Source organism: Parabacteroides chongii, from assembly GCF_029581355.1.
Classification (GTDB): Bacteria; Bacteroidota; Bacteroidia; order Bacteroidales; family Tannerellaceae; genus Parabacteroides; species Parabacteroides chongii.
Genome location: NZ_CP120849.1, coordinates 1,536,347 through 1,548,512 on the forward strand (window position 1 = coordinate 1,536,347; position 12,166 = coordinate 1,548,512).

The 12,166-nt window shown below is 41.8% G+C and carries 8 protein-coding genes; 1 reads left to right on the top strand and 7 read right to left on the bottom strand.

What is annotated here, in order from left to right; genetic code table 11:
* Positions 1-3: 3 nt before the first annotated feature.
* The 4 genes from P3L47_RS05830 to P3L47_RS05845 all read right to left on the bottom strand — a co-directional run bounded on the left by P3L47_RS05830 (position 4) and on the right by P3L47_RS05845 (position 5,013).
* Positions 4-585 (bottom strand): non-canonical purine NTP diphosphatase, encoded by a 582-nt coding sequence (locus tag P3L47_RS05830; RefSeq protein WP_277783000.1) that lies wholly within the window; start codon positions 583-585, stop codon positions 4-6.
* Positions 586-667: 82 nt separating this feature from the next.
* On the bottom strand, positions 668-1,549 hold the full coding sequence (locus tag P3L47_RS05835; RefSeq protein ID WP_122362039.1) for a YitT family protein: 882 nt from the start codon (positions 1,547-1,549) through the stop codon (positions 668-670).
* Positions 1,549-4,386, bottom strand: a complete 2,838-nt coding sequence (gene leuS / locus P3L47_RS05840; RefSeq protein WP_277783001.1) for a leucine--tRNA ligase — start codon at positions 4,384-4,386, stop codon at positions 1,549-1,551. The genes P3L47_RS05835 and leuS overlap by 1 nt, the downstream gene beginning before the upstream one ends.
* 63 nt (positions 4,387-4,449) lie before the next feature.
* Positions 4,450-5,013, bottom strand: a complete 564-nt coding sequence (locus P3L47_RS05845) for an ORF6N domain-containing protein (RefSeq protein WP_122362037.1) — start codon at positions 5,011-5,013, stop codon at positions 4,450-4,452.
* Positions 5,014-5,261: 248 nt separating this feature from the next.
* On the opposite strand from P3L47_RS05845, the gene P3L47_RS05850 reads away from it, so the two are divergent.
* Positions 5,262-7,088, top strand: coding sequence for a thiol protease/hemagglutinin PrtT (locus P3L47_RS05850; RefSeq protein ID WP_277783002.1), 1,827 nt, complete (start codon positions 5,262-5,264; stop codon positions 7,086-7,088).
* Positions 7,089-7,190: 102 nt separating this feature from the next.
* Here P3L47_RS05850 and P3L47_RS05855 read toward each other — a convergent pair whose 3' ends face one another.
* The 3 genes from P3L47_RS05855 to P3L47_RS05865 form a co-directional block, all read right to left on the bottom strand.
* Positions 7,191-8,630 (bottom strand): arylsulfatase, encoded by a 1,440-nt coding sequence (locus P3L47_RS05855; protein ID WP_277783003.1) that lies wholly within the window; start codon positions 8,628-8,630, stop codon positions 7,191-7,193.
* 169 nt (positions 8,631-8,799) lie between these two features.
* Complete coding sequence (locus P3L47_RS05860; protein WP_277783004.1) at positions 8,800-11,478, bottom strand: T9SS type A sorting domain-containing protein; 2,679 nt, start codon at positions 11,476-11,478, stop codon at positions 8,800-8,802.
* Positions 11,479-11,523: 45 nt separating this feature from the next.
* On the bottom strand, positions 11,524-11,781 hold the full coding sequence (locus P3L47_RS05865; protein ID WP_233577141.1) for a hypothetical protein: 258 nt from the start codon (positions 11,779-11,781) through the stop codon (positions 11,524-11,526).
* Positions 11,782-12,166: the final 385 nt, after the last annotated feature.

The window sequence follows — 12,166 nt, forward strand, 5'->3', positions numbered from 1 at the left end:
AATTTATTCTGATAATGTAGATAAGAAAGCACTCAATTTCTTTACAGCTTCAGCCCGGTGGCTGATTGTATTCTTTATATCATTACCCATTTCAGCGAATGTTTCCGCATAGTTATCCGGCATAAAGATTGGATCGTATCCGAATCCGCTGGCTCCGCGCTTTTCCTTCGTTATCTGACCGTTGACGATGCCTTCGAACAGATACTCCTTGCCGTTCAGGATAAGTGCTATGACGGTACGGAAACGGGCTTTCCGGTTTTCTTTACCGTTCATTTCCAAAAGAAGTTTTTGCATGTTTGCTTCCGAATTGTGTCCCGGACCGGCATAACGTGCAGAATATACACCGGGAGCATTGTTTAGGGCTTCCACTTCAAGACCGGTATCGTCGGCAAAACAGTCATAACCGAATTTTTCTTTGATATAGCGGGCTTTCTGAAGAGCATTTCCTTCCAGGGTATCGGCTGTTTCCGGTATATCGTCATGGCAATCGATGGCAGCCAGGCTTACTATCTCTGTATGACCGGCTGTTATTTTTTGTACTTCATCCAACTTATGTTGGTTATTTGTAGCGAATACGAGTTTCATATGCGTGAATATCTAAATAAAAAAGCACTTCTGTACGAAATATATAACGTATGGAAGTGCTTTTAATTGTTTGAATAATATTTTAAGTTTTTATCTGGTCAAATCCTTCTCCGTAAACTCCACGGACAATACTTTGGGAAATAAAAGCCTGGTGGTCTATCTGTTTTACCAGACGGAAGATGGATACTGATTCCGATTTTTTAGCCAGTAGTACAACCACTTTGACCGGTTTACGGGAATAACCTCCTACACCGTCCAGTATGGTACATCCTCTGTCCAGGTCGTGAATGATCCGCTCGGCTATTTCATCATACTTCTGCGAGAAGATGAGGAACTGCACCGATTGGCGGTTTCCGTTCAGCACCATGTCGAGGACATAGTTACTGATGATCATTTCAACAAAACCAAAGACGATCTTATCCACGTTATGGAAGAGGAAAAAAGAGGAACTGATAATGAAGAAGTCACAAAATAACAGTGCGCGTCCGATAGATATATTCTTATATTTATTGACAATTGCTCCAATAATATCTGTTCCACCCGTACTTCCGTTCGCTGAAAATACCAATCCTAACCCAGCTCCGCAAAGGAGTGCACCGATCATGATCGCCATAAATGGCTGATCGTGTAATATGGGATTACCTTTCAGCAGCCATTCAAAGAATGACAGGGATGCGGAAAGTGAGAATACTCCAAAGATTGTTTTTATAAGGAATTTGAATCCCAAAATCTTCAGAGCGGCTAATAGTAAGACTACATTGATAACAAAGTATGAAACCGACACCGGTATTGCACCGCCGGTGGCAAAGAATATCAGTGCGCAGATACCGCTTACACCACCGGTGACAATTTCATTAGACAGGATAAAAGCGTTGAACCCGAAACCATATAGTATGGTTCCCAGGAAAATCGTCAGATAATCCTTTATAAAATAATAAATAGCATAAGATTTACTTGTTTTCATCAGATTACGATATTAACGATCTTACCTGGAACGACAATGATCTTTTTAGGAGTCTTGCCTTCCGTCCACTTAGCAGAGCTTTCATGACTAAGAGCGGCTTTTTCAACCTCTTCACGGGGCATGTCAGCCGGAAGCTCCATACTGAAACGGGCTTTTCCGTTGAATGAGATAGCGTAAGTAACTGAATTTTCTTTCAGGTACTCTTCGTTGTGCTGAGGCCATTGAGCATCGCAGACCGTAGTCGTATGACCACATTCATGCCATAACTCTTCTGCAGTATGAGGTGCGAACGGAGCCAACAGGATAACCAGTTGCTCTAGGATAGCACGCTTATTACATTTCAGGCTGCCTAATTCGTTAATACAGATCATGAAAGCACTGATAGAAGTATTGTAAGAGAAATGCTCGATATCGAATGTTACTTTCTTGATCAGTTTATGTAATGATTTTAATTCCTCAGCTGTAGGTTCAGCGTCTGTGATCTGCAAACTTTCAGTGTTACCATAGAACAAAGCCCACAGTTTCTTCAGGAAGCGATGAACACCGTCGATACCATTTGTATCCCAGGGTTTAGATTGTTCCAACGGGCCTAAGAACATTTCATACAGACGTAAAGTGTCTGCACCGTATTTGTCTACGATCATATCCGGATTTACTACGTTGAACATCGATTTAGACATCTTTTCAACAGCCCATCCGCAGATATATTTACCGTCTTCCAGTATAAATTCTGCATTATGATATTCCGGACGCCAGTTTTTGAAAGCTTCGATATCCAGTATATCATTGGATACGATGTTAACGTCTACGTGAATAGGAGTTACTTCATACTGGTCTTTCAGGTTCAGGGATACGAATGTATTTGTATCTTTGATACGGTACACGAAGTTTGAACGTCCCTGGATCATACCTTGGTTGATCAGCTTGCGGAACGGTTCGTCTTCGCAGATTGTTCCCATATCATACAGGAATTTATTCCAGAAGCGACTGTAAATGAGGTGACCGGTAGCATGTTCCGTTCCACCGATATACAGGTCTACATTACGCCAGTATTCATTCACTTGTTTATCTACTAGGCCTTCATTATTATGAGGATCCATGTAACGCAGATAATAAGCGGAAGAACCGGCAAAGCCAGGCATAGTACAAAGTTCCAGCGGGAAGATTGTTTTATTGTCTATTTTGGATGTTTCTACAACCTTTTTGTTTACAGAATCCCAAGCCCATTTAGTTGCATGTCCCAATGGAGGTTCGCCTGTGGCTGTCGGCAGGAATTTATCCACTTCCGGCAGTTGTAACGGTAATGCTTCGAATGGTAACATCTGAGGCATTCCGTCGGCATCGTAATAAACAGGGAACGGTTCTCCCCAATAACGTTGGCGACTGAAGATGGCATCGCGCAGACGATAGTTAATCTTTACACGTCCCAGTTGATGTTCGGATACATATTTTTTGGTAGCAGCGATTGCTTCTTTTACAGTCAAGCCGTTTAATGACAAGTCGCAATAAGGAGTTACATCCGGTCTCGGTGAATTGCAGACAATACCTTCTTTGGCATCGAAGCTTTCTTCGCTTATATCGCAGCCTTCGATCAACGGAATGATAGGCAGGTTGAAATGTTTTGCAAATGCATAGTCGCGACTATCGTGTGCCGGAACTGCCATGATAGCACCTGTTCCATAGCCGGCCAATACATAGTCGCTAATCCAAACGGGTACTGCATCACCCGTGAACGGATTGATAGCATACGAACCACTGAATACACCGGTTACAGAACGATCGGCAATACGTTCACGTTCCGTACGTTTCTTGGTACGATCCAGATAAGCATCTACTTCCTGCTTTTGTTCAGCTGTCGTCAACTGAGCAACCAGTTCGCTTTCGGGAGCCAATACCATGAAAGTTACACCGAACATAGTATCTGCACGGGTTGTAAAGATGGTAAATTCTATATCACTATCTTTCACTTTGAATTGGATTTCGGCACCTTCGCTACGACCTATCCAGTTACGCTGTGTTTCTTTCAGTGAATCCGTCCAGTCGATCGTATCCAGTCCGTCCAGCAAACGTTGTGCATAAGCAGATACACGCAAACACCATTGGCGCATCATTTTCTGTTCAACAGGGAAACCACCGCGTTCGGAAACACCGTTCACGACTTCATCGTTAGCCAGTACGGTTCCCAATTCGGAACACCAGTTAACCATTGTATCACCCAGGTAAGCGATACGGTAGTTCAGCAATATAGCTTGTTTTTCTTTATCGCTTTTAGATTTCCATTCTTCAGCGGTAAATTGCATTTCTTCACCACAAGCAACATTCAGGCCTTCCGTACCTACTGTTTCAAATGCTTCGACCAGACTTTCGATAGGTAATGCTTTCTTTTCGTCGTTACAGTAATAACTGTTGAACATTTTAATAAATGCCCATTGTGTCCAGTGATAATATTCCTTATCACATGTACGGATTTCACGGCTCCAGTCGTAGCTGAAACCTATTTTGTCCATTTGCTCGCGATAACGGGCAATGTTTTGTTTGGTTGTTACTTCGGGATGTTGTCCGGTTTGGATAGCATATTGTTCTGCAGGCAGACCGTAAGCATCATATCCCATTGGGTGTAATACGTTAAATCCCTGTAACCGTTTGAAACGGGAATAAATATCAGAAGCGATATAACCGAGCGGATGTCCAACATGTAGTCCTGCACCGGATGGGTAAGGGAACATATCCAACACGTAGTATTTGGGTTTATCTTTGTTTTCTTTCACTTTATAAACCCCGTTGGCAATCCAGTATTCTTGCCATTTTTTCTCGATTTCTCTGAAATTGTACTCCATAATATCTAATCGTTTTTTATCGTTTTCAGTTTAAAGCCACAAAGTTAGTCAATTTATTTTGTTTTACTTCACATAACCTATTTTCGGTCTGGAGTTACCAGGCTTTTCTTTATTTTTAGAGGCAAGTTCTGCCAGGGCAAGATAGATATCGTCAAAATGTTGCTCATAGTTTTCATGATCTTTACTGAGACTTTCAATGTCTTCCTGAAGAAATTTGACTTGCTGCTCCAGTTCTGATAGCTTCTTATTAGTAGACAGTTTATCACAATTTGAGATAAACTGTTTTCTCATTTGAACAAAGGCACGCATGATGTTAATATTTACTTCAATAGCAATGTCACTATTAAGTATTCCGGAAAGCATGGCAAGTCCGGGTTCAGAAAAAGCGTAAGGAAGTAGTCTCCTTCCACCTCTACCATTTTTTGGTATCACAAATTGTGATACCAAAGAAAATTCTTCTTCATTAAGTTGGAACATGAAATCTGGAGGAAAACGTTTTATATTACGTTTGACAGACTGATTAAGTATTCTGGTTTCTACTTGATAAAGTTCAGCTAAGTCAAAATCCAACATGACTTGTATACCTCTGATCTCATAAATCTTGTTTTGTATTACCTGTAAATTCATAGTTTATAAATTTTGGTGATTAATAAGTGGCTAAATGTATGAATAATATTTATTTGTCAGAAGATTTCGATATACTTATTTTAATGATCTATGCATTCTCACTCAAATAAAGTGGCAAGTGAAACTATTTTTCTCCTTTCTTTGTTATAAGAACATCTTTATTAATGAATTAAGTAAAAACGCCATTAATGCCCTTCAACCAAACCTCTGATAAGCGCAAACTAAGTTTAAACTAAAAAATGACGAGTATGAGAAGATGTACTTTTATTTTCTTTATTGCCTTGTTGACAATGTCGATAAGTGCTGCACCTATTGATGTAAAACAGGCAAAGAGCGTAGCCCTCAGTTTCCTGAAAAGTAATTCTCCGCAGACAAAAGCTTCGGAGTCGGGAGTAACACTGGTCTGGTCGGATGCCGGAGCGGCTACCAAATCAGCCGGTTCCGTACAGGATGCTACCTTTTACGTATTTAACCGTGAAGATGCCGACGGCTTTGTCGTTGTGGCCGGTGATGATGCCGTATATCCTATTCTAGGTTATGGTATGCAGCAACTGTTTGAAAAAGACTCCATGCCGTCCAACCTGCGTGGATGGTTTGAAAGTTACCAGCGTCAAATCAACTGGATACGTGAAAATAAACCGGAGATTTCGAAGGATGTCACAGCCGCTTGGAACGAAGTTCGTCAGGGCAAGATGCAGTTGAAATCGACCGGAACGTTGTTAACAACTGTCCTTTGGGATCAGATGACACCTTATAATAACTTGTGCCCGGTAGTAAACAGCCAGCGTACGCCGACCGGATGTGTTGCCACCTCGACGGCTATCGCCATGCAATATCATAAATGGCCGGACGTAGGACAGGGGAGTCATTCTTATACTTCGCAGACTTATAATCTGTCTCTTTCCGCTACTTTCGACACTCCATACCAGTGGGATAACATGCCTTCTACCTACACGGCAGGGCAATATACTACTAAGCAGGCCCAAAACGTAGCCACCCTGATGTACGATTGCGGTGTTTTCTCAGAAATGAATTATGCTCCCGGTAACAGCGGTGCCTTAACATTGACAGCAGCCCAGGGGCTTGTCAATTATATGAAATACGATAAATCTCTCCATGTCCTGCAACGCGATAATTATCAGAAAGACGAATGGGAAGCTATTATCAAAGGTGAACTGGATGATAACCGTCCTGTTATCTATGGTGGTGAGAATGATCAGAAAGAAGGTCATCAATTTATCATCGACGGTTACAACGATGCTGATTATTATCATGTGAACTGGGGATGGAGCGGACTGGCTAACGGGTATTACCTGTTATCTGTCCTCGAACCCGAAGTGCAGGGAACTGGTGGTAATAGCGGAGGTGGTTTCTCGCTTGGTCAGGATGCCATTATCAGTATGAAAAAGCCGGTGGAAGGTTCTACCTATCAGGATGTATTAGCCTTTTTCTATGGGGAAAATCAGGGAACAGTCTTTGCCGGCCTTGAAGCCACCACAGAAGATTTTGAGGAAAATCAGCTTTTCGGTGTTCAGTATGGTTATGTAGGCAATATGAGTATCCGTGATTTTTCAGGTAACCTGGTTGTCGCTCTTGTAGACAAAAACGGGAATACAAAAGAATTTATCTCCAGTGAAGAGCCTGTTACTATCCAGATCGAACGTGGAGTAGGACAGGAAGTTCCTTGTACGATCACAAAAACGATTGCTCCCGGTGACCGTATCCGTTTGTTATATAAAAGTAGCGATGGAAGTGAATGGAAATGGGTAAGAGGCAATAACAATACGACCGGTGAAATCGTGGTAGCTGCCGATCCTTCTACTTCAACGGAAAATATAACAGCCGAAACAGGTGTTTCCGTTTCTTATGACGTAGCCGGAACGGTTCAGATAACTGCCCCTATTGCAATTAAAGAAGTGGTCTTGTATGATATGAACGGACGATTGATGAAAAAACAATCAGCCGGTAATAATACTCAATTATCACTTTCTTATGATAGCTATCCGGCCGGAGTTTATGTATTGGAAGTTATGACTGTGGAAGGACGAAGTAGCCATAAACTGGTAAAGAAATAATTAGGTATTATAAATAAAAGCAGGCTGGATTATTTTATTAATTAATCCAGCCTGCTTTTATATTTATCTTCGATCATATCGTTGAAGCCAACGATATGGTTTTTACTTTTTCAGCAATGGCCAGTTCGGATCTTCAATATGTTCGCGTACCATGATCTCTTTCAGCTCGGCCACCTTTTCCGGATATTTATCCAACAGGTTGTATTTTTCCGAAGGATCGGCTGCTAAGTTATAAAGTTCATAATACGGTTTATCTCCACGGATATTCATGTGTACCAGTTTCCATGAACCCTGGCGTACAGCCTGACGGCCATTCATTTCCTGAAATTCGAAATACAGAAATTCATGTTCCTTCTGTCCTTTGCGGTTTTGCAACAGCGGCAGCATGCTTACGCCGTCCATTTCTTTCTGTTTTGCTTTCGGATGGATGATCTCTTCGAAAGTAGGCAATACATCCCAAAAAGAACACATGAAATTTGTTTCTGTTCCCGATTGTATATGTCCCGGCCAGGAGATGATCATCGGCACACGGATACCGCCTTCATACAGGTCACGTTTGTAACCACGGTAGATGCCATTGCTGTTGAAGAAATCAGGATCGGCGCCACCTTCCATGTGAGGGCCGTTATCGCTGGCGAATATAATGATCGTGTTATCGTATAATCCTTTGTCTTTCAGTTTCTGTACGATCTGTCCCACATATACGTCCAGGCGATAGATCATCGCTGCGAATGTAGCATGCGGATAAAGCTGTGTGCAGTAACCCCCTTTACGGAATCCCGGATTGCCCGGTTCTGTTCCTTTATAAGCTTTTTCCGGATACATACCACGGAACTTTTTGATGATGCTGTCTTCCGGCACGATCAGTTCGGCGTGAGGTAAAATAGTCGGATACCACATGAAGAACGGTTCGTCTTCTTTTAAATTATCCAGGTAATCGAGTGCTTTGGAGTGGATCAGGTCTTGTGAATAGGTTCCTTTTCCATATTCAACATCCAATACGTTATCTTTCAGTTCGACACGTTGATCGTTATCCCACAGATGGTCAGGATAATAGCTGTGAGCCAATAGCTGGCAGTTATATCCGAAGAATGTTTCGCAACCCTGGTTTTTAGGATCACCGGTAGTGCCAATGTAACCTAATCCCCATTTACCGAAGGCAGAAGTCTTGTATCCTGCATCCTGCATGACATGGAAGATAGTACGTGCATCGGCGGGCAATGGGAATTGTCCTTCCGGGTCTAATTCCTTGTTTCCACGGATGGGAGTATGTCCGCTGTGCGTACCTGTCAACAGGCAGGAGCGGGAAGGGGCACTGACAGTTGTTCCTGAGTAACACTGGGTGAAACGCATACCGTTTTGTGCCAGTTGGTCGATGTTGGGAGTGCTGAACTTTTCCTGTCCGTAACAACTCAAATCGCCGTATCCCAGGTCATCTGCCAGGATGAATACGACATTCGGTTTTTTGTCTTTGTTTTTCTGTGCATGCACAAAAGGGATGGCCGCAATCAGGCCGGAAGCGAGTAAAATAGTTTTTTTCATGAATCTAAGATGTTTCTTGTCAGACATGTTGGCAAAGTTATATTTTTTTTCTGAAATAAATAGAGAAGGGGACACGTTTCAAATATTACTTTGACGTATCCCCTCTGACTAGTAAACTCTATCGGTTTTGGCTATTTTTTTATCCCTTTGACTAAGGAAGCATTATTTACTAAATAATTACTTTAAACTGTTCATTATTAATACGAATTATGTAGAATCCTTCCGGTAGTGGGATGGTTACCGTTTCGTCTGTTATAACAGGTTGCTTCTTTTGCAGTTTGCCCTCAACCGTATAGATGTACAGTTGTCCGGTGGTTGCAGATATAATATGCAGACATCCTCCCTCCGTCCATACTTTCGATTGGTCGGTTTTAATCGTTTCATTAGCTACCGGGTCGGGGTTCTTAACGATATTATCTATATAGATTTCAACCGGCTGGCGAATGTATTTTATTATATATGCTCCGTCGCTATTTCGGGGAGTGATGGTTTCACCGCGATCGGTGGTTACAACAGGTTCGGACAGATCATATTCTTTATCAAGCGTAAGATAGAAACGGAAACTACTCCATGCCTCCACTTCATAAATACCGGCTATCGGATCGGTTGTTGCACCTTCCACTTGTGGTAATGTAACCGAATGGAAAACCGTGGGCGTAGGATCTGGATCAGGTATTACAGGGTCGGGATCGGGTGGAGTCGGTTTGACATCGAAAGAGGCACTGATTTTAACATCACCAGTTACAGTATAAGTATCGCCGGATTTAAAAGGGTTATCGTTTACATTGAGACTGGTCAGTTCATACCCATCGTTAGGTGTTGCGGAAATGATTAATTCGGTTCCTCCGGCAACAGGTGCACCGGATTGTATGAAATTTTCGGTAGAAGAGGATACAGTTATCGTACCGTTCTGTGGCGTATCATACTTGACGGTAAAAGTAAGAAAGTCGGACTTCGGAATGTTCGGTTGTACTGGTTTACCTGCAGAATTTTCACCAAATACTTTTAATATTGGCAGATTTATACCGTCAGGGTCGAACGACCAGACATCCGTGTCGTCCCATCCGTCAAAGGCGTTTCCGTTACCTTGTGTGAAATTAGTGGAAGTAAGGTCGTCACCGTCTTTGCCGGAGGCTTCATCCGTCCAATCTCCGGGGATAAGAGGACTGGCAAAATTCGAGGTGAGCGTACCCTGTTTATCTGCTGTTATGCGACCCAAGGATACTTCGGGAGAGGCTTTCAGAGAAAGTTTGTCTTTAGCAATTTCGCTTATTCCCTCTATGTTTAGTGCAACGCAATGGGTTATACTTCCAGCATCACTCCGGTTTAGGCCGGCGATACCTCCTGCTGCGTAATTTGAACTTATTTTGCCTGTAGCATAACAGTTTTGGATGGATGTTCCTTGGTAACTGCTATATTTGAGACCCACTCCGACAATCCCTCCGGCAAAAGAGTCTTCCTCTTCTTCGCTTTCTGCTACTACATTTGCCGTCGAAGAACAATTTTTGATGATTTCTGATCCAGCATATGCGGCAATTCCTCCGGCATAATTTCCCGTTATATTTCCGGATGTATAGCATTCTTCAATAGAGCCAAAACCTATATAGCCAGCTATGCCACCAACTACGGGAGCAGTAATGTCACCTGAACTCCAGCATTTTGATATAGTAAAAAGAGAAGTGGTATATTCATATCCGACAATTCCTCCGGCAGCCTCTGAAGCAGTAACAGAAGCCCAATTATAACATTCTGTAACTTTTCCTCCATATTTATTGTGTCCTACGATACCCCCAGCCTGACCTTCAGTTTCTTTTGTAGAGATAACACCTTTGACCCAGCACTTTTCTATAGTCCCTTCTGAAAAATCTCCTACAATGCCTCCGGCATAAGCACCTGCAGATATATTTACACAGGCGGTACATTGGGATATTGTACTGGCTTTAGACTCAAGACCAACAGGTGATAAATCGCTTGTACCGGTAATTCCTCCGGCATAACTGTTAGGAGAAGCATCCTTTCGTTCATCGACTGCCATAACAGAACCCGAATAGTGGCAGTTTGTGAAAGATGAATGTGCATTGATTCCGGTAATACCTCCAACCATAAGGCCTGATCCACCTGTAAGAGTAGCTTTCACGTTCACAGAACTACGGCAATCAGTTATGTAGCTAGTTATTATGTGTCCGATCAAGCCACCTACGGTTAGTTGGCTAGAGAGTTTACTGTCTGCTTCGCTTGTTATATCTCCTCCTTTTACACTGCAATTTGTTATTGGGCTATCCTTAACATAACCAGCTAGTGCTCCGACATATCCTACACTAGTTGTATGCAGCCCTGCTTCTGCGATTTCAATATGCAAATTCTGTACGGAACCGTTCTCTATGTATCCGAATAAACCTGCATAATTAATATCATCAGATTCAGTTATATTAGCCAGGTTGCTTATCGTTTTATTATTGCCATCAAAATAGCCTTTGAATGGAACATCGGCACTGCAACCTATCAGTAACCACTTTTTATTATTCAAATCTATATCCTCTGTTAGCTGGAAATACAGGTCTTGAAAGTTTGTATATTCACTTATTTTATCTCCGTTTGTCAACTCTAGTTCCTTTCCGCCGGCATTTGTTTGTTGCGCTAGATAAGCCAGTTCTCCAGCCGTAGCTATTAGAATAGGTTGATTGACATCCAGCCCATTACCTCCTTCTTCATTAGCGATGGCTTTGGCTGCTACTCCATCCCAGGGAGTATTTTCTGCGTGAACCAACCCACAAATAAGACAGAAAAACACGAATATAGGCAGTCTCTTAATTGATAGATGTAGTGAATTATTTATTTCCATGTTCATTAATGTAATTTTTAAGTATTTCGACGATGATCGTCGATGATAAGGTTATTCGATTACTGGGCGATCTACGGTAGAAACTGAGTATAATTCTTCCTTGGCTACCTCCTTTAAATCGGTATAAGCACTCAATAATTCGGATGCCGAGAATTTACTTTTTCCATTTGCTGCGATTTTACACAGGTCTTCAATCGATCGGTTTGCTACGTAAGTTACATTAAAAGTGAAGTCGTCTTCACGCTCTGTCAGCATGTTAGCAACAAGATTGCCGGTAATGCTGCGCTTTTTGGGTTCATTTGAGGCCATAGTGAGTAGATTTTAATTTAGTTCAGTAAGAACTTTGTCTGATATGCTGATTTATAGCTACTCTCTTTTGCGAATGCTTTTATTAATTAGGATAAATCATTTTTTTGAGGGGATGATATCATGACGGTTAATTCCCGTATTGGTACTTAATCAGTATTTTTTTATTGGCATAAATAATATCAAATACAGTTGTATTTAGGAGAAGCATTGATTATTAAACTTAGATATAAGGTGTGGAAAGTAATATTTACTATATTTGCATCCAGTATTAACAAAGTTCTTACTGGACTATGTTATTTTTCCTACCTTCATACTTTCGTAAAAAATTGTACCTTTGTACGGTTTAAATTTAATGACAAAAGCATATATCCCGTGGCAAAAATAG

Excerpts from the sequence above, each read along its gene's own strand:
- P3L47_RS05830 (WP_277783000.1), bottom strand. The coding sequence starts at position 585 with ATGAAACTCGTATTCGCTACAAATAACCAACATAAGTTGGATGAAGTA.
- P3L47_RS05835 (WP_122362039.1), bottom strand. The coding sequence starts at position 1,549 with ATGAAAACAAGTAAATCTTATGCTATTTATTATTTTATAAAGGATTAT.
- leuS (WP_277783001.1), bottom strand. The coding sequence starts at position 4,386 with ATGGAGTACAATTTCAGAGAAATCGAGAAAAAATGGCAAGAATACTGG.
- P3L47_RS05845 (WP_122362037.1), bottom strand. The coding sequence starts at position 5,013 with ATGAATTTACAGGTAATACAAAACAAGATTTATGAGATCAGAGGTATA.
- P3L47_RS05850 (WP_277783002.1), top strand. The coding sequence starts at position 5,262 with ATGAGAAGATGTACTTTTATTTTCTTTATTGCCTTGTTGACAATGTCG.
- P3L47_RS05855 (WP_277783003.1), bottom strand. The coding sequence starts at position 8,630 with ATGAAAAAAACTATTTTACTCGCTTCCGGCCTGATTGCGGCCATCCCT.
- P3L47_RS05860 (WP_277783004.1), bottom strand. The coding sequence starts at position 11,478 with ATGAACATGGAAATAAATAATTCACTACATCTATCAATTAAGAGACTG.
- P3L47_RS05865 (WP_233577141.1), bottom strand. The coding sequence starts at position 11,781 with ATGGCCTCAAATGAACCCAAAAAGCGCAGCATTACCGGCAATCTTGTT.